17 protein-coding genes are annotated in these 21,772 nt (G+C 44.1%); 8 read left to right on the plus strand and 9 right to left on the minus strand.

The genetic code is table 11. The annotated features are described in order from the left end of the window. Positions 1-75 precede the first annotated feature (75 nt). From ACP69U_RS09390 to ACP69U_RS09420, 7 genes are all read right to left on the minus strand, one after another. Positions 76-1,218, minus strand: a complete 1,143-nt coding sequence (locus tag ACP69U_RS09390; protein ID WP_426138389.1) for a DUF2804 domain-containing protein — start codon at positions 1,216-1,218, stop codon at positions 76-78. A 12-nt stretch (positions 1,219-1,230) separates the two neighbouring features. Then, on the minus strand, positions 1,231-1,668 hold the full coding sequence (locus ACP69U_RS09395) for a hypothetical protein (protein ID WP_404641763.1): 438 nt from the start codon (positions 1,666-1,668) through the stop codon (positions 1,231-1,233). Between the two features lie 82 nt (positions 1,669-1,750). Beyond that, positions 1,751-2,974: an iron-sulfur cluster carrier protein ApbC gene (apbC, locus tag ACP69U_RS09400; RefSeq protein WP_426138390.1), complete on the minus strand. Its 1,224-nt coding sequence runs from the start codon at positions 2,972-2,974 to the stop codon at positions 1,751-1,753. Positions 2,975-3,145: 171 nt separating this feature from the next. Next, positions 3,146-4,498, minus strand: a complete 1,353-nt coding sequence (mgtE, locus tag ACP69U_RS09405; protein WP_426138391.1) for a magnesium transporter — start codon at positions 4,496-4,498, stop codon at positions 3,146-3,148. 175 nt (positions 4,499-4,673) lie between these two features. Further along, on the minus strand, positions 4,674-5,474 hold the full coding sequence (locus ACP69U_RS09410) for a 3-hydroxybutyrate dehydrogenase (RefSeq protein ID WP_426138392.1): 801 nt from the start codon (positions 5,472-5,474) through the stop codon (positions 4,674-4,676). 61 nt (positions 5,475-5,535) lie between these two features. Further along, the gene (locus ACP69U_RS09415; protein WP_045455208.1) at positions 5,536-6,165 is read right to left on the minus strand and encodes a CoA transferase subunit B; all 630 of its coding nucleotides are present in this window, start codon (positions 6,163-6,165) and stop codon (positions 5,536-5,538) included. Positions 6,166-6,341: 176 nt separating this feature from the next. Continuing rightward, a complete protein-coding gene (locus tag ACP69U_RS09420) occupies positions 6,342-7,055 on the minus strand; it encodes a CoA transferase subunit A (RefSeq protein WP_426138393.1) in 714 nt (237 codons plus the stop codon). Positions 7,056-7,402: 347 nt separating this feature from the next. On the opposite strand from ACP69U_RS09420, the gene ACP69U_RS09425 reads away from it, so the two are divergent. From ACP69U_RS09425 to ACP69U_RS09450, 6 genes are all read left to right on the plus strand, one after another. Beyond that, on the plus strand, positions 7,403-8,818 hold the full coding sequence (locus tag ACP69U_RS09425; RefSeq protein ID WP_426138394.1) for a GntP family permease: 1,416 nt from the start codon (positions 7,403-7,405) through the stop codon (positions 8,816-8,818). Between the two features lie 398 nt (positions 8,819-9,216). Continuing rightward, complete coding sequence (gene metG, locus ACP69U_RS09430; RefSeq protein ID WP_426138395.1) at positions 9,217-11,328, plus strand: methionine--tRNA ligase; 2,112 nt, start codon at positions 9,217-9,219, stop codon at positions 11,326-11,328. A 313-nt stretch (positions 11,329-11,641) separates the two neighbouring features. Continuing rightward, entirely contained in the window at positions 11,642-12,694 is a 1,053-nt protein-coding gene (locus ACP69U_RS09435; RefSeq protein WP_201614565.1) for an ABC transporter substrate-binding protein, read from the plus strand. 159 nt (positions 12,695-12,853) lie between these two features. Next, the gene (locus tag ACP69U_RS09440; protein WP_109590281.1) at positions 12,854-13,894 is read left to right on the plus strand and encodes an ABC transporter substrate-binding protein; all 1,041 of its coding nucleotides are present in this window, start codon (positions 12,854-12,856) and stop codon (positions 13,892-13,894) included. 430 nt (positions 13,895-14,324) lie between these two features. Beyond that, the gene (locus tag ACP69U_RS09445; protein ID WP_426138396.1) at positions 14,325-15,224 is read left to right on the plus strand and encodes an ABC transporter permease; all 900 of its coding nucleotides are present in this window, start codon (positions 14,325-14,327) and stop codon (positions 15,222-15,224) included. Between the two features lie 31 nt (positions 15,225-15,255). After that, positions 15,256-16,050: an ABC transporter ATP-binding protein gene (locus tag ACP69U_RS09450; RefSeq protein ID WP_045446787.1), complete on the plus strand. Its 795-nt coding sequence runs from the start codon at positions 15,256-15,258 to the stop codon at positions 16,048-16,050. A gap of 100 nt (positions 16,051-16,150) precedes the next feature. On the opposite strand, the gene ACP69U_RS09455 is transcribed toward ACP69U_RS09450, so the two are convergent. Next, on the minus strand, positions 16,151-16,828 hold the full coding sequence (locus ACP69U_RS09455) for a response regulator transcription factor (protein WP_426138397.1): 678 nt from the start codon (positions 16,826-16,828) through the stop codon (positions 16,151-16,153). Between the two features lie 36 nt (positions 16,829-16,864). Next, a complete protein-coding gene (locus ACP69U_RS09460) occupies positions 16,865-18,985 on the minus strand; it encodes a PhnD/SsuA/transferrin family substrate-binding protein (protein WP_426138398.1) in 2,121 nt (706 codons plus the stop codon). 254 nt (positions 18,986-19,239) lie between these two features. On the opposite strand from ACP69U_RS09460, the gene ACP69U_RS09465 reads away from it, so the two are divergent. Together ACP69U_RS09465 and ACP69U_RS09470 are read left to right on the plus strand one after the other, a co-directional pair. Next, positions 19,240-20,616 carry a cytochrome c gene (locus tag ACP69U_RS09465; RefSeq protein WP_426138399.1) on the plus strand — a complete coding sequence of 459 codons (1,377 nt, stop codon included), beginning with the start codon at positions 19,240-19,242 and terminating at the stop codon, positions 20,614-20,616. Further along, positions 20,616-21,584: a c-type cytochrome gene (locus ACP69U_RS09470; RefSeq protein WP_426138400.1), complete on the plus strand. Its 969-nt coding sequence runs from the start codon at positions 20,616-20,618 to the stop codon at positions 21,582-21,584. The genes ACP69U_RS09465 and ACP69U_RS09470 overlap by 1 nt, the downstream gene beginning before the upstream one ends. Positions 21,585-21,772: the final 188 nt, after the last annotated feature.

Here is a 21,772-nt window from a genome sequence, read left to right on the forward strand (position 1 = left end):
ATTATACGGAATTGAGCGCTTAATTTATAGGCTTGCCTGCGTTTAATATAAATCTACAATCAACACAGCAACCGCCTACCATTTTGCGAAATGATCTTCTGCTAAGCCCATTATCTTATCGATTTTAATCACGTCATCTTTTAGACGAATCTCACCACTATAGAAGCCAAGCCATTGCTCAAATATACTGGCAAGCACACCAAAGTTATCCATCTTTTTATAAACGGTTATCGGCGTGAAGGTTAAGTCAATATCAACATTGCTCCAGCCTAGGTTTTGATGATAGATGCGCCAAGGCTGTCGCGTATTATCTATGGTTTTAGCTTTGTCATCTTGCTCATTAGCTGGCAACTTTAAACCATCACGGACAAACATCACAGGCGGTAAATAATAAATCTGCCCATTCAGCCAGCACGCATTTTCGCTAACCCCTGTTTCATTGACGCCCATCGCTAGATTTAGGGCAAAATGACGACCGTCTGGCAAATAACTATTGATACAACTCCAAAACCAATTGGTCTTGTGACGCATATAACCAAGCGTCCAATCGAGATTGGCGATAGTCGTTTCGGAAAAGTGGATTTGTTTGGCTTGAGTATCAGTGTTAAATTTTGAATGGGCTTTAATAAGCAAATGACCAGATATACACGTCAGCGGTTCTTTTTGAGTGAAGGTCCAGCCGCGCCTGCCCGTTGGTGTGCAGACTGCTAATGGCGCTGCTTGCCGCTGTAGCATCACATCAAGCGTAATGTGTTTACTGTCCAATGCTACTGCGATTTGTGAAGGCGTAAAATCCAATGTTAATGTGAGATTACTATGGGTAAATGCCATTTGCCCTTGATAGCAATCGCCTTCTAACTGTGTTTGATGCGTCAACGGCTGCAATGCTTCACAAACCTCTAGCCCATCCGTCGCTTCGTTATAAAGATAAACAAAGGCACTGGTTGCCAGTTTAATCGTTGCCAATGCCAGACAAACCCGATAAGGCGGTTGAATAATTTGAATAAAGCAGAATTGATTGGCTTTTAACTCTTTGCGCCAGTTTGGCAGCGCCTTTTGCGAAATAAGATGACTGTGATAGTCCAAATAATTGATATTTTTAACGTGAGCAAAGATGCCAAAAGTAGGCTGACCGTTTTTAATCAGCTCATCGAGCACAACTGGCTTAATGCTGGTAGATAGTTGTTGCTGATCTTGCTCGTTGCTATTTTGATTCATGATTGAGGCATCCTAGCCAAATTTTTCTAAAGGTACTATTTTTCCTTGATAACTCACGGTAGTATGTACAGTTTTTCTTTTTGCCTTCGCAGAACCCACAAAAAACGCTTCCGTTATTACCTTAACTTCAATGCTGGTCAATCCATCTGCCAGTGTTTCTGTCACATCGGTAGCGGCTATCGCGCTCATCCATAAAAAATGCCGAGGAAACTTAAGTAACAGGTCAGTTAACGCCTGTGAGAATTTGTTAAAATTAGCAATCACCATGCGGCGATTACTAAAGTCATCATTAACTTGATGCCGTTTGCTACTCCCATCTTTATAGTAGCAAACGGCAATCACTTGATTGTTTGAGAGCTCAATCACGTATATCGGCGGGCGCAATAATTTCAAAAATATATACTGCGTGGGAATATCGTCTAAATGGCGTTGATAAATAGATAAGCTCACAATACTCCCTTTTTGAAAATCTAAGCCCTTTAATTTTATTTGCTTAGGCTATTTAACTATTACGAGAAGCAATTAAAAACTATTAAAAAATACGCTTATCATTGACAGGCTTGGCGAATTTATTAATAGTGGCTTCGATATTTTTAGCAATGCTAAGATAGTACGGCGCAAACTCATCATCGGCTAATACGCTCGGCTCACCTTTATCCACTTGTGCACGAATACCGCTAGCCAATGGCAATTGCCCTAACAGCGGCACCTGATACTGTTCAGCGATTTTTTCACCGCCGCCTGTACCAAAGATAGCTTCTGTATGATTACAGTTACTACAGGTATGTAGTGCCATGTTTTCGACCACGCCGAGTACTGGGATATTGGTTTTGTTAAACATCTCAATACCTTTTTGCGCATCAAGTAAGGCAATATGCTGCGGCGTCGTGACAATCACCGCGCCCGTCACGGGAATACGCTGCGCTAGCGTGAGCTGAATATCGCCCGTACCCGGTGGCATATCAATGACTAAGTAATCCAGCTGCGGCCAGTTGGTTTGATTATACAGCTGCATCAGCGCACCAGTGGCTTTTGGTCCGCGCCACGCGACAGGCGTATTGTCACCATCGAGTAAGCTACCAATCGATAGCATTGCCATACCGTGCGCATTGATAGGAACAAACTGCTCGTTTTCCAGCTCAGGTTTGACATTATCGACGCCTAGCATCGTTGGCATACTAGGACCATAAATATCGGCATCCAGTACGCCAACACGGTTGCCTAGCTTTTGTAATGCCAAAGCAATGTTGACCGTGGTAGTGGATTTACCAACGCCACCTTTACCCGATGCCACGACGATAATATGACGAATACGCGGATGCGCGGCGAGTGACGCTTGTGTCGGCGCGGCTTTGGTAATTGGTGGTTCAACAGTAGTATTGCTATCAGTATTTGCCGCTGGTTTATATTGATTGTCCATGGCATTAGTGGTTTTTGGCATTGCTTTTGGCAGACTTGACCCCGAGCCTTTCGTCGGTGCGGGCAGACGAACATTCATATGAATAGTCTTGATACCGTGCGGATGTAACAGTTGCCCAAGTTCTTGTTGGATAATTTCAGGATTACTATTTACGGGTAGACGCAAGTCTAAGGTGAGCTGGTCACCATCACGCTCGAGCCCCGTTACCATGGTGGCAATACTGACAGTACCTACCTCATAACCAAGCAGCACCTTGTCCACGGCACTATCGCGCTCTGCTCGCTGCTCTGGTGTTTCTGATTTTTTGGTGGAGGTTTTCTTCATAAAGTTAAACATAGCGACTATTACTGCCTATACAAGTGGGTGGGCATGGCAAAAACTCAGCGAATACTGTCGTGAACAATACCGCTCGTGAACGTGTTAACCAGACCTTTTATAGTGACAGTGTAGCTGAATTACCACTATAAAAAAACCACAACGCTAGTGGGACTAGGCTTTATAGCAGCATTAACCGATAGACAAAAACTGTGAAGCAATAAACAAATAAATAAGTACACCCGAGGCATCACAGACAGAGGTAATCAAAGGCGCACTGGCAGTGGCAGGGTCAAAACCCAATTTATTAAGCACAAAAGGTAAGCTCATACCAATGACGCAACCAATCATCACCACCGACATCATACTCAGTGCCAGCACTAACGACACCACTGCATCACCACGTACATAACCGATGATTGAGATAGCCACCGCCATCGTCGCCCCAAGCATCAACGCAACCACCGCCTCTCGACCCAATAATGAAAACCAGTCACGCATGACCACATCGCCAGTCGCCAAAGCTCGCACCATCAAGGTCGCTGACTGCGAGCCAGCGTTACCGCCACTGTCGACCAATAAAGGTAAAAAGAACACCAATACCAAATTGGCGGCAATCACATCTTCAAATTTTGCAATACTAAAGCCTGAGAGCAAGTTGCCAAATACTAAGAACACCAACCAAAAGACCCGCTTACGGTATAACACTCGAATGCTGACGTCTTTTAATTTACCAATCATGGTCGAGACACCGCCCGACTTATGGAAATCGTCGGTTGCCTCATCACTCGCCACATCCATCGCATCATCGTGGGTAACAATACCGACCAAAGCGCCACTATCATCGGTAATAGGCAGCGCAATTAAATCATAGCGAGCCACGACTTTCGCAACGTCTTCTTGATCATCATTGACATTACAAGACACTACTGTACTCATCATAATGTCATTAATCAGCTGTTCAGGAGCCGCTAAAATAAGTACTCGTAAAGAAACAACGCCTAATAATTTACGCTCGTCATCAATCACATAAGCATGATAAATAGTCTCGGCATCAGGTGCTTCTAGGCGCAGTGCTGCCAATGCCTCAGAGACAGTCATATGAGCAGCTAAAGTCGCATAATCAGACGTCATCAACGCACCAGCAGTGCGCTCCTCATAGGTAGATAACTTACGAATATCTTCACGTTGTGCCTGTGCCAAGGCGGGTAACAAAGCATCCCGCTGCTCCTGATTTAGGTGCTTATATAAGTCGGTACGCTCATCCGCAGGCATCTCGCCTACTATCTTTGCTAATACAGCCCGAGGAAATACATAGGCAAGCGCAACCTGAATATCCGTTTCTAAATAGGAGAACACGGTAGAACGATTGGGCAGATGCTCAAGTAGCTGCCATGCAAGATTTGGCTCCATGAGTGCTAGAACATCGGCAATATCAATCGGGCGCAAATTTTGAAGTTGATTGATTGATTGCTCAAACTGCTGTTGCTCGATAGCACGGCTTACTGTTACTGCAAGCGTTTTTGCAAAATCCTTATCATTCATTATACTTACTCCGTGCAACCCTAAACGCTATTCAAGCGCTCATAAAAAAGAGCCAATCTAATTGGCTCAAATTAATATAAAACTAGATGCTAATGGATTGGTCTTTTATTAGCAAGCCCATGATTTTTAAATCAATCAATCAAACAGCCCGCGAACCTATCCATTGACCACGCTGTTAATTCATAAACCAACCATGACTGGCAACAATAGACTGACCGGTAAATACATTACTTGGGAATGCGGCTAAGAATAATGCCAGTTGGGCAATGTCATCAACGGTGGTAAATTCTTTGTCGACGGTATTCACCAGCATAATATCATTGACTACAGATTCTTCACTGATGCCTTTTTCAGCCGCTTGTTGCGGAATTTGCTTTTCGACCAACGGCGTTTTGACAAACCCCGGGCAAATCACATGCGCGCGTACCTTATGCTCAGCGCCTTCTTTGGCCAATACACGGCACAGCCCAAGTAACCCATGTTTCGCTGTGACGTAAGGCGCCTTAAACATGGATGCTTCATGCGAATGTACCGAGCCCATATAGATGACGGTACCGCCTTTGTCATCTTTATACATATGCTGTATCGCCGCTTTGGTGGTCAAAAATGCCCCATCCAAATGAATGGCGAGCATTTTTTTCCAATCCTCAAACGCCATTTTATAGATCGGATCGATAATCTGAATACCAGCATTGGAGACGAGAATATCAATAGCACCAAAGGTATCGACCAGTTTTTGTACACCGTCATTAACGGCAGCTTCAGACGTTACATCCATGGCAATGGCAAATGCGCGTCCGCCTGCCGCTTCAATAGCGTCAACGGTTTTCTGAGCGGCTTCAAGATTAATATCAGCAATACCAACTGCCGCGCCTGCCTTCGCATAAGTCTCAGCGATATCACGTCCGATACCGCTGGCAGCGCCGGTGACCAATGCCACCTTGCCAGTCAAATCTTGTTGTAATGTGGTCGCCATATTTTATAGTCCATTATCAAATAGGTTTTTTAGAGGTCTGTGGCGAATATATCTAACAAGCTTATTGAGCAATGCTCACTGGCGTTTTTTCTTGTAGCTCATCAAAGCTAACACCTTCTGCCAGCTCAACTAGCTTTAGACCATTGTCAGTGACGTCTAGTACAGCAAGTTCGGTAATAATCCGATCAACCACCCCTTTGCCCGTCAATGGTAGCTCGCAATTGGCCAGGATTTTTGGCTCGCCGTGTTTATTGACTTGCTCCATGAGTACAATCACGCGCTGCACGCCAGCGACTAGATCCATGGCACCGCCCATGCCTTTGACCATTTTTTTGGGAATCATCCAGTTGGCCAAATCACCTTTTTCTGACACTTCCATCGCACCCAATATTGCAAGATTAACATGACCGCCGCGAATCATCGCAAACGACTCTGAGCTACTAAAATAACTGGCACCCGCTTCGGCAGTGACGGTTTGTTTACCCGCATTAATCAAATCTGCATCGACATTTTCTGCCGTTGGAAACTCGCCGATACCTAATAGACCATTTTCAGACTGTAGCCAAACATCGACATCTTTAGGGATATAGTTTGCGACCAGGGTTGGTAGTCCAATGCCTAAGTTGACATAATAGCCGTCTTGTAGCTCTTGTGCGGCACGCTGTGCCATCTGCTCTCTTGTCCATGCCATGATAACTTCCTTATTTTTATAACGACCCCAAAAAATATGATGAGCGGTGTGAAACTCGCTTAGTCTACTAAATGTAGCACTTTCACTCGTTTTCCTTGCCACTCAAATTTTTAGGAATAGTATTACAATATTCTATTATTAATTTAACACTTTAAAAAATTCTATAAAGCCTTTAACTAAGCGCCTTCGACTGCTTTGGTCGTGGTTTTTTCAATACGCTTTTCAGGATTGCTATTCAAGACGATACGCTGCACAAAGATACCCGGCAGGTGCACATCATCAGGATCAAACGTGCCCGTCTCTACGATTTCTTCGACTTCAACAATGGTAATTTTTCCTGCCATGGCGCAATCTGGATTGAAGTTACGCGCCGTCTTGTTAAAAATTAAATTGCCCGCTTTGTCCGCTTTTTGCGCTTTGATTAATGACACATCAGCGCGCAATGAATGCTCAAGTATATAAGTACGACCATCAAAATCACGGGTTTCTTTGCCTTCAGCGACCAGTGTACCAACGCCAGTTGCGGTATAGAAAGCAGGAATACCAGCACCACCCGAACGTAGTTTTTCCGCTAACGTCCCTTGCGGCGTTAACTCAACTTCTAACTCGCCTGCCAAGTATTGACGCTCAAATTCTTTATTTTCACCGACATAGGATGAAATCATTTTTTTAATCTGGCGAGTTTGTAATAGCAACCCTAAGCCAAAATCATCAACGCCTGCGTTATTACTGATGCAAGTTAACCCTTTGACACCACTATCACGCAATGCGGCGATTAACGCTTCAGGAATACCGCACAGACCAAAACCACCGATAGCGAGCGTTTGTCCATCGCTGACGATACCTTTTAGCGCTTCTTCGGCACTGCTATATACTTTTGATTGACTCATGCTTATCTCCTTGCAAGTCTATTTTTTGTTATTAACTTCTATCATCAATGATTATGAGTGGGTGATATCACTCAATATTTCCATATTTATATTAATACAATTTCTATCGATATATCATAATTAAAAATCTTGTGCTAACTTACCATATTATTCTCGTAGCGAGAAGAGAATAACCATAGGAATATACAAGCCAGCGCAGTAGCGGCATATATGATGGCTCAATATCTCATTAAATCAGGATTTATGTTTAATAAAATATCAAATATTGCCTATTTTAAGTAATTTTATTGACCAATATCACTATGCTCTGCATACTCGCTGATTGAACTTTGCCAAGGAGGGCGATCATGTTTAGTACCTTTGCTATTGTCATTACTTTATTATTATTGATGTTTTTTGCTTATCGCGGTTATTCCGTGCTCATATTAGCACCGATTATGGCGACATTAGCCGTACTATTATCAGGTGATTTTTTAAGCACGATTCCGGCCTATACCGATGTGTTTATGGGCGCATTGAGTGGATTTTTACTTAAGTTTTTTCCTATATTCTTGCTGGGTGCACTATTTGGGCGTTTGATGGCAGACTCTGGTGCGGCGACCGCGATTGCCAAAACTGTGGTCGAAAAGCTTGGTGCCAGCAAAGCCATCTTAGCGGTTATCTTAGTTTGTGCCATTTTAACCTATGGTGGCGTCTCGTTATTTGTGGTGGCATTTGCTATTTACCCCATCGCCAAAGACTTGTTTAAAGCCGCTGATATTCCTAAGCGCTTGATTCCGGCAGCGATTGCCTTAGGCTCATTCACCTTTACCATGACGGCATTGCCAGGTACGCCTGCCATACAAAACGCCATTCCGATTCCTTACTATAATACCAACGTTTTTGCCGCGCCTATCTTGGGTATTATCGGCGGTACCATCATGTTTATTTGTGGTTGGTTATGGCTTCAATCACGCGCCAGAAAAGCCAATGCAGCAGGCGAAGGCTATGGTCAGCATGACGAAGAGGATGTGGGCGGCGTTGGCGCGGCCAAAAAAGAGACTGATGTATTAAATACGCATCACACCTCATTTACTATTGCTATGATTCCACTGGTGTTGGTCATTGGCTTAAATGCTCTATTAACTTACGCTGTCTTTCCATCAGTGGATTTTAGCGGCTTACAAGCTCAGTTTCCTGATCTAAATATCGCAGGCTCACTGGGTTTATGGTCAATTATCATCTCGTTAGTCGTGGCTTGTGCGGTGTTAATTTTGCTACGTATCGGTCATTGGAATAATCTGCAAAAAACCATTAACCGTGGTACTTATGATTCGATGTTGCCAATTTTTAATACCGCCTCAGAAGTTGGTTACGGCGCGGTTATCGCCTCATTAGCAGGCTTCCTTATCATTCGTGATAGTATCTTAAATCTAACGCCTGACAACCCTTTAATCTCAGAAGCGGTGGCGATGACTACACTGGCTGGTATTACTGGCTCATCGTCTGGCGGTTTAAGTATTGCCTTATCGACGTTGGGTGAAGACTATTTAAGAATGGCGGTCGCAGCGGGTATTGACCCAGAGCTCATGCACCGTGTTGCCGTGATGGCAGCGGGTGGTTTGGATACGTTACCGCATAGTGGTGCGGTCATCACCTTACTTGCGATTTGTGGTTTGACCCATAAGCAGTCCTATCTAAACGTCGCCATGGTAACGATGGTGATTCCACTTATTGCTGTGGTCGCCGTTATCATTTTAGGGACGATATTTGGCTCGTTCTAATGTTCTGGAATGAGGCATTTATTAAACCTTAAAGATAATTAAATGTAACGATTATTGCTTGATACCAAAGAGCCCACTGAGCGATTGCTTGGTGGGTTTTTTATGCATGCTTTCTCATTACTACCTCTAAATACAACCGACTATTTATCTCTCATAATTGATTGACACTCTATATACCGTATAGAGTTAATCGCTTTATTAGCGACTATATTAATTACTCAGGTAATGTCACAAATTTGGCCGAATTACGGTATCATAGGCACACTTTTTTAAATTTTTATTTGCTTAATACGTTTTAGCATTGATAGTTTGATATTAGTAGTATCGCGTCTAATAGCCCAAAATCGCTTAAGACGTTTGATAACCAACCCGTTTATATAAAAATATAGGTGATAAAAGTGCGTGAGATTCTAGTAACCAGTGCTCTTCCTTATGCCAATGGCGATCTTCATTTAGGCCATCTTTTAGAACATGTACAGACTGACGTTTGGGTGCGTGCGATGAAAGCACAAGGTCATCAAGTCACCTATGTCTGTGCCGATGATGCTCATGGTACTGGTATCATGTTAAAAGCTGAAGAAAATGGCGTAACTCCAGAAGAGCAAATTGCCGCAGTGAAAGCCTCACATGAAGCGGACTTTGCTAAGTTTTTGATTAACTTTGACAATTACCACAGCACCCACTCAGAAGAAAATAAGCATTTCTCTGAGCTGATTTATCGTCGCTTGAATGATGCTGGGCATATCAGTACAAAAGATGTCGAACAATTATTTGACCCTGAAAAACAGTTGTTTTTAGCCGATCGTTTTGTCAAGGGTACTTGCCCTGAGTGCGCAGCGCCCGACCAATACGGCGATAACTGTGAAGTTTGCGGTACGACCTATGATGCAACGGATCTTAAAGACCCGCATTCAACGTTATCAGATGCCACGCCTATTCTAAAAACCTCCAAGCATTACTTCTTTAATTTGCCTGAATTTGAGCAATTCTTAAAGGATTGGACGCGTAGTGACAATCGCTTGCAAACATCGGTTGCCAATAAACTACAAGAATGGTTTGAAGCAGGTCTGGCAACGTGGGACATTTCCCGTGATGCACCGTACTTTGGTTTTCAGATTCCAGATACCCCAAGCGATGAGCCAGACAAATATTTCTATGTTTGGCTAGATGCGCCGGTCGGTTACATGGCGAGCTTCAAAAACCTCTGCGATAAGCGCGCAGGTACAGACGAGGCGCTTGATTTCGATCGTTATTGGATGCAAGAAAACGAGCATAAAACCGAGGTGTATCACTTCATCGGTAAGGACATCGTTTATTTCCATGCGCTATTTTGGCCTGCCATGCTAGCCGGTAGTGAGTTCCGTACACCAACGGGTGTTTTTGCTCACGGCTTCTTGATGGTCAATGGCGAAAAAATGAGTAAATCACGCGGTACTTTTATTAAAGCCGAAACGTATGCTGATCACTTACATCCTGAATACTTGCGTTATTATTTTGCTAGTAAACTGTCTGATAAAGTCGAGGATATCAACCTTGATTTAGAAGATTTCATGCAAAAGGTCAACTCTGATCTAGTCGGTAAAGTGGTCAATATCGCCAGTCGCAGCGCTGGATTTTTGGTGAAGAAATATGACGGCATGCTAACAGAGATCTGCGCTGAGCCAAGTTTATTAGAAGATATTACCAAAACGGGCGATGAGATTGCTGCCGCTTATGAGAACCGTGAGTTTTCGCGTGCCATGCGTTTGATTATGCAATGTGCTGATAAAGCCAATGAATATATCGATGAGAAAAAACCATGGGCGCTTGCTAAGGTAGAAGGCGCGGAGCAAGAAGTTCAAGATGTTTGCTCGGTCGCGATTAATATCTTCCGTCAATTAATGGTTTATCTTGCACCAGTATTGCCTGAGCTGACGGCCAATGCCAAAGAATTCTTAAATGTTGACGATTTAAGCTTTGCTAGCCGTAATGAGTGGCTACTGGGTCATAAAATCAATAAGTTCAAACCTTTGATGCAGCGTATCGAAGAAAAAGACGTTGCCGCGATGGTTGAGGCGTCAAAAGAGTCTTTGGCTCAAGCTGCCACTCCAGTGGCTAGCGAAGCCGTTGCTAAAAAAGATAACAAGCCAGCAAAAAAAGCTGGTACTGATATAGATGCTGAGACAAATACTGAGCAAACTGACTATATCGGTATCGAAGACTTTGCCAAAGTTGAGATGAAAGTCGCTCACGTTTTAGCCTGCAACCATGTCGAGGGCGCAGATAAGCTTTTACAATTTACCTTGGACGTTGGCGAAGACAAACCACGCAATGTGTTTAGCGGTATCCGTAAGTTCTATGAGCCTGAGCAATTGCTAGATAAAAAGGTGATTTGCGTGACCAATCTTGCCCCGCGTAAGATGAAGTTTGGTGTCTCAGAAGGTATGGTGCTATCAACTGGCAATCCAGAAACCCAGCTGACGGTAATTACTTTACCTGACAACTGCGTGATTGGCGATGTCCTTGCTTAATAGTTAGGCTTACTCAACAAACAAAAAAGATGTCCAGCTGGGCATCTTTTTTATTGTCCCAAAACTATCACTGGTCAATCGCCAAAATCAGTGCTTATATAGAGAATAATATCGATGAACATTAACTCAGCACGTTCTTTATAGAGGTAATGACAAACGCGTTTTAATTTCTTATTGCCATAAGTTACATTACTGTCATAATATGGACGTAATGATCAATGGATTGATTACTTTGATGTTAGCCCGTTATCTCAGCATGCACATAACATTGACTCGGGTAACCTGCACTCTCTAACCTATGAGCCCCAATAAAATGACCTTTGCTACTACTTTACGCTTCAGCCTATTCGGTGCTGCTATGAGCGCCGCGCTTGGATTAATTGGCTGCTCAAACACGACCGACACTGCTGCAACGACAGATACAAGTGCCGCCGCAGATTCTGACAAGCCTGCCAAGACATTAGCCATCACTCAAATCGTCGAACATCCTTCGTTAGATGCGATGCGCCGCGGCATTATTGATGAGTTGGCAGATAATGGCTATGTTGAAGGCCAAAATCTAACCATTAATTTCCAAAGTGCTCAAGGCAATACAGCGACAGCAGGTCAGATTGCGAAGCAGTTTGCAGGAGACAACCCAGATGCCATCGTGGCAATCTCGACGCCATCAGCTCAGTCTATCGTTGCGTCAACTAAGACGGTTCCGGTTATTTATACGGCTATCTCAGACCCTGTAGCGGCAAAGCTCATTAACGAGAACAATACGCCTATCCAATCTAATGTGACAGGACTGTCTAGTGAGCTACCTATCGAGCCACAACTAGACAATATTCAAAAAATTGTACCTAATGCAAAAACCATTGGCTATGTTTATAGTCCAGGTGAAGTCAATTCGGTGGTGGTACTCAATCAACTTAAAAAAGCTGCGCCTGCACGTGGGCTTAAGATATTAGACGTAACCGCCAATCGCCCGACGGATGTGGCCATGGCGACTCGTAGCCTTGCTGGTCGTGTTGATGTGATTTATACCTCACTAGATAACAATGTGGTATCCGCCTTTGAAGCGATGGCAGGTGCTGCCAATGAGCTTGATATTCCTGTCATTGCCTCGGACGAGTTTAGTGTGCGACGTGGTGCAACTGCGGCACTTGGTGTCAATGATTATGACTTTGGTCGTACCACAGGCAAAATGGTGTATCGTGTGTTAAATGGCGAAGCAGTTAGCAGCGTCAAGCCTGAAGTGATGAATACCTTAACCTTATATGCAAGCCCGAAACATGCTGCTGAGCAAGGCGTCAGCCTGACTGATGAGCTGCTAAAAAATGCCATTAATGTCGACAAACAAGCGCAGAGCGCGGATAAATAATACGGATAAATAATACGGATAAATAGTGCTGACAAGTAGCACTGACAAATAACATTTAGCCTTCTATACAGATAACTGCTTTACCCTTTATCCATCTATACCTTTTATCTATAAATTAAATAATGTACGGACACATTATTATTTTCAGGAGTGAGACCCATGTTGTATCAAAATCGTTTTGGTCATTTTAACTTTAGTAAAGCACTATTATTAGGTGGTGTTTGTACGGCCATCTTAACTGGCTGTAATCAATCAGCACAAGATACCAGCACCACTGATACAGCTGCTACTGGCGATGCAGCCACAGCGATGAAGACCGTCGCTATTACGGCTATCGTCGAACATCCAGCGCTTGATGACGTCCGTAAGGGCGTTATCGACGAGCTTAATGAAGCAGGCTTTAAAGATGGTGAAAACTTAACGGTTAATTTCCAAAGCGCACAGGGGAACACTGCTACTGCTGGACAGATTGCTAAGCAATTCGTCGCAGACAATTCAGACGTTATCGTTGCGATTGGTACACCATCAGCGCAGTCAGTAGCTGCTGCTACTAGCAGTATCCCTTTAGTATTCTCAGCAGTCACTGACCCAGTTGCCGCCAAACTAGTGACAAAACTAGATGGCTCTGGCACCAATGTCACTGGCGGCTCTGATGCACTGCCTTATGAGCCACAAATTGAGCTGATGCGTCAAATCATTCCTAGTCTAAAAAATGTCGGCTATGTTTATAGCCCAGGCGAAGTCAATTCAACGATTATCTTGAAAAACTTAAAAGAAAAACTGACACCACTAGGTATCAATGTACTCGAAGCGCCTGCCCAGCGCAGTACTGATATTGCGATGGCAGCACGTAGCCTCGAAGGTAAGGTCGATATGATCTATACCTCAACCGATAATAACGTCGTATCGGCTTACGAATCACTATATCAAGTCGCTAAAGAGAGCAAAATTCCACTGATTGCGTCTGACACTAGCTCAGTTGAGCGTGGTGCCGTTGCTGCATTGGGCGTGAATTACTACGAGCTTGGTCGCGAAACAGGCAAAATCGTGGTACGTATTTTAAATGGTGAAAAAGCAGGTGCTATTCCTGTCTACACCCCGCAAATGTTGGATCTATACGTTAGTCCAAAGCATGCCAAAGAAGAAGGTATTACTTTGTCACAAGCGGTTATCGATAAAGCAAAAGAAGTGGTAGAATAACGCACTTTTATAGCTAGCTCATTACAGCTATCATAAGGTAGATACCGAGTTTGATGGATTTGGTGTCAGCCGTCATCTACCTTTATGCGATGAGGCTAAATGTTTAACATCAGAAACCCAGCTATGAATCAGTAGGCTGGGCTTCTTATTTAAACCACATTGATTAAATATAAAGTATTTGCATCGTTTCTAAATTTGCCCTTTTTTTAATCAAAGCTTTGAACCTAGGTAGCTTATGATAGCTGTTGATCGTGACATGTTTTGGTTTACCCTAACCGCAGATTGTTTAATCTGTTAAATTCACCGCTTAGTCGTTTAGCTAAAATTGACGTATAGATGAGACAGCGCTGATCTATATCACGCACTCATTCTATAAATCGATATTAGAACGTTAGTTGCTAAACGCTTGGTTATGACTTACTGATCTCTTATGTCTTTAATTGCTTTTTTTGGTGCACTTGAAAGCGGTCTGATTTATGGCCTAGTAGCACTTGGTGTGCTGATCTCATTTCGCACCCTCGACTTCCCCGACTTGACCGCTGACGGTAGTTTTCCACTAGGGGGCGCTGTCGCCGGTATTTCTATCATCGCTGGTCTCAACCCATGGCTTGCCTGTGCTTTTGGTATGTTGGCAGGTTCCGTCGCTGGTATTGTTACGGCATGGCTACACGTCAAGCTTGGCATCCTGCAACTACTTGCCAGTATCTTGGTAATGGTCGCACTATACTCTATCAATTTACGGATTATGGGTGCGCCGAACTTGCCATTATTGGGTGAAACCACGGTCTTTAGCACCTTGGTCACGGATGGCAACGGGTATTGGATGCGCTGTCTAATTATTGGTGTCGTGGTGATAGCTGCCATGTTATTTTTAAACTGGTTCTATAGTACTGAAACGGGTCTTTCGATGCGGGCGACGGGTTCCAACCTCCGCATGGCACAGGCGCAAGGCATCAATACCTCATGGATGACCATCATTGGTATGGCGATTTCTAACGGTTTGATTGCTCTAGCAGGTGCATTGTTTGTGCAGACCCAAGGTGGCGCAGATATCTCGATTGGTATTGGTACCATTGTCATCGGTTTAGCAGCGGTCATCATTGGTGAAACCATCATTCCTGCCAAGCGTATTTGGCTGATTACCTTTGCCGTGGTTGTCGGTGCGGTGCTGTACAAGCTATTTATTCAGGTGGCGCTATCGAGCGATACGCTACGTAGTATTGGTTTTGGTCCGCAAGATTTGAACTTGATTACAGCGCTACTCGTCGTATTTGCCTTGGTCTTGCCCAAAGCTAAAAATAAATTTTTAAGTCGTAAAGTTCGGGCTTAATGTCAATGTGCAACCATAAGGAATAATTATTATGATGCAAGCTACAGATTTGCGGTTGACCTTTAATCCTGGAACGCCCATTGAAAACCCTGCCCTACGCGGTATCAATCTCAACATCGCTGATGGTGAATTTGTCACTGTCATCGGTACCAATGGCGCGGGTAAATCAACCTTTTTAAATGCGGTCAGTGGTACCACGCGCGTCGATAGCGGTTCAATCTTATTAAATGGTATCGATGTCACCAAAAAGACCGCGCACCAACGCGCCCATTGGGTGGCTCGTGTCTTCCAAGATCCGATGGCGGGGACTTGTGAAGCATTAACCATCGAAGAAAATATGGCGCTGGCTTATAAGCGCGGCGGCAAACGTGGTTTGAGCTTTGCACTCAACCAAAATAACCGTGATTTATTTCGCGAAAAATTATCAGTATTAAAATTGGGGCTAGAAAATCGTCTGACCGACCGTATGGGTCTGTTATCCGGTGGTCAACGTCAAGCTGTTAGCCTATTGATGGCTTCACTGCAACCTTCCAAAATTTTATTGCTTGATGAGCACACTGCTGCCCTCGACCCTAAGACTGCTGCTTTCGTTTTAGAATTGACCGATAAGATTGTGACGGACAATCAGCTCACGACTATGATGGTCACGCACTCAATGCAGCAGGCATTGGCGCATGGCACCAGAACGGTGATGTTACATCAAGGACAAGTAGTATTAGATGTGGCTGGCGATAAACGTCAAGGCATGACTGTACATGACTTACTTGATATGTTTGAGCAAACTCGCGGCGAAAAAGTCGAAGACGATAGCTTGATATTGAGTTAAATAACTTAGCAAAATTCTTCAAATCTTGAAAAAATATAACGTCTGTTTAATATCAGGCGTTTTTTTATGACTGCTTTAATTGGTACGACTGTCTTAATTTTTAAGCATCAAGCAATACTAATTTTTGAATCAACTCACTGACATGTTGTGACTGCATTTTTTTCATCACTTGTGAACGATGCACCTCTACCGTACGGACGGAAACGTCTAAATGATCAGCGATATTTTTATTCAAATTACCTTCTAACAATTCATTGGCAACCTGCTTTTCTTTATCGGTCAGCTGCGCATAGAGCTTTTTAATATCATAAAGCGTGGCGCGTTTTAGAGTGAGGTTTTGCGCACATGCAAGCGCTTCTTGTAGCCGGCGGCTATTAATCGGTTTTTCTAGATAATCAGCCGCACCTTGCTTCATCATATTGACAGCATCAGCAATCTCGCCATTTCCCGTTAGCGCTATCAATGCCATAGGGCTGTCCTGTTGACTAAGGTGCACTTGTAGCGCTTGACCACTCATCTCTGGCATCATCAAATCACTCACAATCACTGCTGGACGATAGATATTAACTTGTTGCAAAAACGTCAGTGCACTTGCCCACACTTGGGTCGATAGCCCTAAGCTGCTAATCAAAAAATCACAGGACATGCGCACACTTTCTTCGTCATCAATGATATGAATGATAAGCGATTCTGGCGTAATGCCTGATGAATCGTCAGACAGATGACTGCTTTTATCTTGCCAGCACGTAGACTCATTTGAGAGTTGATTAGACGTCATATGTGACCTTATGGCTAAATACATTATTGATATTCATTAGAGTTTTTCATTATTATTCGCTAAAGATAATGGCAGATAAAAAGATATTTGTGCGCCCACCGTGTTTGACAGCTGATAGTTAGTATTGGTTTGTAGCAGCTGGATTTTACCATTTAAGCTACGTTTAAAGCGGCGCTGCTCACTGCTCATTACTTGGTAAACTTGCTCAATTTCATGCTCGGTGTCAATATTATTTAGCTGCATCATACCGCCCAATGACTTGCATAAGCGCTGACATATCATCAGTCCTAATCCTAGACCGTCTGCTTTCGTTGATTGAGTAGCATACTGACTAGGTAGGTTCTCTGGTAGGTACTGCCCCTGCAACTGGGCTTTATCAAAGCCGCCAGCATCATCGCTTAGATGCAATACCAACCATTGCTTGCCATCGTTTTCTTCTGCCTGACAGCGTAGCATGATATTGGTCGCCCCTTGCTGCACAGCATTGGTCATGCTATTTATCAGTAACTGATCTAATAGTAAATTTGGCAAGGTTAAATGCTGATAATCACTTGCCAGCCAAAAATTGACACCCACTGCTTGCTCACCCAATAATAAAATGCACTGTTGATAGATAGCTGCGATATCGACACGAGTTTCCTTCGCTTGCGACCGTCCAGCCCAGCGGCGAATATTAGTCACTACAGCAGCGACGCGTTCTGTTTCATTGACAATCTGCTGCAGAGCATTCTCTCTCGCTGCATTATCAGGTGACGCTGCCTCGACCGTCTTTTTGGATGACTGCGCTTGTTGACTACGTATCAATAACCCTTGCGCATAATTTTGAATGGTTGCCAGCGGCTGATTTATTTCATGAGCGATAGCACCGCTCATCTCACCGATGACCGCAAAGCGCTCTGATTGGTGTAACTGCTGATCATAATCACGGATTAGCCTATTTTGCTGCACTATCTTTTTTTGCCGCCGCCATGCCAGCCAGCTCATCCAAGCATAATTTACTGTCGATATCAGGATAACCAAAATAATCACAGCCATCCACAATCGATGCGCCTTTATCCAGTCGATCATATGCGCGCTCAGCTGCTTTTGGGCGGGATGGCGATTCATCTCATAAAGGATGCGCTCAGCATCGCTACTTGATTCTGCTGGCAACCAGCGCTGCTCTAATTGACGCTTGCCAAATAAATGTTGATTGATCTGGCGCACCAAAGCATCTGGCGCTTGCTCGGTCGCTGCCAATGTCCAATTTGGGTATATTTTCGTTGAAGAGTGGCAGCTGGATACAGTGGCGACTGAATGAATGAGACGGTATTGCTTGTCATTGATTTGACCGCGCCTTGCCATCTCCTCCATCAAACAAAGCGGTGTAATGGCAGCGTCTACCTTGCCGCTAGCCAAGGCATGCAAAGTGCGCTCTATCGGATAACCGACAAACTGTGTTTGATAGTGACTTGGCATAATGCCATTTTGCTGTAATAAATGCGCGCCCAACAAATAACCGCCAAATGCGTCAGTGTCGACGGCAGCAATATGCCGTTGCTCCAAATCCTGCAAACGATAAATATCACTGTCGGCAGCGACCCATAAAGCGCTGGCGACCTCTTCCATCGCACTCGGCTGTTTTAATGGCGTATATTCATTTAGCTTATTAAATTCATTGGCGAGGGTGACTGTCGTCGATAGCTGATTTTGCGATTGTTGCCCATTAACACCCTCAGCATCAAATCCTTGATTGCTAAAAATTTTATCACGAGAACTTTTATCACGAGGACTTCTATCACGAGCGTTTTGCGCATTATTATTTAATTGAGCCGTCTCTGTTTGTAAGGTAGCCAGCCAGCGCCATCTGATGGTATTCATTTTTATAAACTGTACTTGTGGGCCAAGCACTAGCGCAAACTGCTGTGCCTCTATTTGCTGTTGCCAATTCTCCAGCGCCAAAGGTACCAATATCACGGTGTCATCTGATAACTGATCATTGAGCTCGTCAAGCCACGGCTGCCAGCGATTTTGTGCGGCTGTCTCGCCTTGCGGTGCCAGCACACCCAAATAGTAGGTCTGGGCGGTGGCATTAGATAGCGGCAACCAAGCAACCGATGCCACAACGATAATAAAACAAGCCTTTAAAATAGCCCAAATTTTAGACTTTTTATGCATACACCTAGCCTTATATTTGACCTACCAAACGTACATTATAAGCAAAAACCTTAATTATAATGTGGTTTTCCACAATATCACAATATTACCCGCTACCCTATACTAGATGACAGTCGTGTAACTTTTAATTCGCTGAGCTTAAATCACAAATATTCGATTTCAATTTTGATTTCAATAAGAATGATTAATACACCTCATGAAATATGGGTGATGAATTATAAGCTTAGTAAAAATATCTTATGGAGGGCGGGCTTATGAAAAAATGGCCACTGATTATAATAATAGCAGCCATCATCGGGCTGGTGGTTGCCTTTATTATTGGGCAATTACTGCCAAATATGCGCACCAACAGTAGCGATATCGAGGTCAATATCACTGATCCTGCTCTCATCAAGCAGGGCGAATATATCGCGCGCACTGCTGACTGTGTCGCGTGTCATACCACGCTCGATGGCGAGACTTATGCAGGCGGTCTGCCTATGCTAACGCCACTTGGGGCAATTTACTCGACCAATATCACACCCGATAAAGAAACTGGCATCGGCAACTATAGTTTCGACGACTTTAAAAACGCCGTTAAGCATGGGGTACGCAGTGATAATAAAGCCTTATACCCTGCTATGCCGTATCCTTCTTACCAGCTCATGCCTGACGAAGACTTAGCCGCGATGTACGCCTTCTTTATGTCCGATATCAAAGCCGTCAAGCAAGCCAATCTAAAAAGCGAGCTACCTCCCGTAGCAAACTGGCGCTGGCCATTGACATACTGGCAGGTCTTATTTGATCGCAAGCGTGACTTTGTCCCTGAGACAGACGACGCCCTATTGACTCGTGGTCAATACTTAGTCGAAGGTCCTGGGCACTGCGGCTCTTGTCATACTGGGCGCGGTATTGGCTTTCAAGAAATCGCTCTAAGTAATGCAGATTCTAACAAGTATTTGAGCGGTGCCATCATCGATGGTTGGCGCGCCAAAAGTATCCGCAGTGAGCATCGCGGACTTGGCACTTGGACGGTCGCAGAATTAAATGACTTCTTCAAAACTGGGCGTACTGATACCACTGCTGCCTTTGGTGCCATGGCCGAAGTGGTTGAGCATAGCACCCAATATATGACCGACTATGACATCAACGCCATGTCATCCTATCTAAAAACATTAACGCCCGCACCAAACAAAGAAGCCACACTGCCTGCGAAAAAAGACCTCACTACGCAAAAATTACTAGATGGTGACTATGATTCGCGCGGTTCGATTTTGTACGCCGAATATTGCCAAATTTGTCACCGTGTCGATGGTAAAGGAGTTGCGCGTATTTTCCCAGCGCTTGATGGCAATAGTGCGGTTTATTCTAACAATGCCGATTCGGTACTACAGATTACCTTAAGCGGTGGTCGTATGCCTGAAACCCCACATGACCGTATGGCATTTACTATGCCTGAATTCAGCAATCTTAGCGATGCAGATGTGGCAGAAGTGGTCAATTATGTCCGCAATAGCTGGACCAATCAAGCGCCTGAAATCGATGTCGATGATGTGGTAAAAATGCGGGCTTTCCTCGCCAAAAAACCAAAAACCAGTACGGATATTGCCCCAGACTTAAGTATTGATGCGCAAACAAAAGGAGCAAAATAATGAAAAAATATCCACTCAACTTGCCTACTATTGCTAGCGTTGTCTCTCAAAAAATCAATATGGGCAACTTAACCACCGCTATCCTTACTGCTTCAGCGTTTAGTATCGCCGCTATCAGTAGTGGTTGCTCACAGCCCGAGCCTATCGAGCAAAATGCGCCTGAGTACGGCTTAGTCACCGCTGATGATGCCAACGAAGATATCGGCACTTATGTACTGCCGCAAGATACGGCTATCTTGGATGAACCAAATGCTGATGAGATATTTTATGGTAAACGCTTATTAAACGAAACCAAGCGCTTACTGCCAGAGCATGTGGGCGCGCAGATGAACTGTAACAGTTGCCATATCTCACAAGGTAAAATTCCACTTGGCGACCCGTACATCAATAGTTATAACTTCTATCCGCGCGTGATGCCACGATCTGGTAAGGAAGTTGATTTAACCAAACGTATTAATGGCTGCTTCCAGCGCTCAATGAATGGCAAACCGTTGAAACCTGAATCCCCTGAAATGCTGGCAATGTTGGCTTATATGAAGTGGCTATCGCAAAACACCCCAAAAGAGCAAAAAGTCGATATCCAAAATGCAGGTAAAGTGGATGAATCACTAATCCCAGATCCTGTCCGCGGCGAACAAATTTATAAAGCTCAATGTGCAACTTGTCATGGTGATAATGGCGAAGGCATCAAAGACAGTCGCGGTGATATCGTATTCCCGCCACTATGGGGCGATGAATCCTTTAACATCGGTGCTGGTATGGCACGTACTTACAAGGCAGCGGCCTTTGTAAAATACAACATGCCGATGGGTATTCAGACCAAAGGCTTATGGGGTCACGGAAATGTGCTGAGCGATCAAGATGCCGTCGATGTGGCGCACTTCTTTACTCATCAGCCGCGCCCTGACTTTGCTGGTAAGGTCAATGATTGGCCAAATGGTAAAAAACCTAAAGACGCGCGTTACTGATATCTTAAGAAGACGGTATTTATAAAGACTTTACTTAATAGGACTTCACTTAGCAGACATCATTCTATGCTCGCTTGTGAGTGAGCATTGACACGATAAACCTTTAAGAAAATGCATTTTTCTTAAAGGTTTTTTTGTTACCTATAGTTAATGCTTCTACAAACTTCTCGCTCGTCACTATATAGTTG

Source organism: Psychrobacter sp. TWR1-1-1, assembly GCF_049895865.1.
In the GTDB taxonomy this organism is placed as follows: Bacteria; Pseudomonadota; Gammaproteobacteria; order Pseudomonadales; family Moraxellaceae; genus Psychrobacter; species Psychrobacter immobilis_A.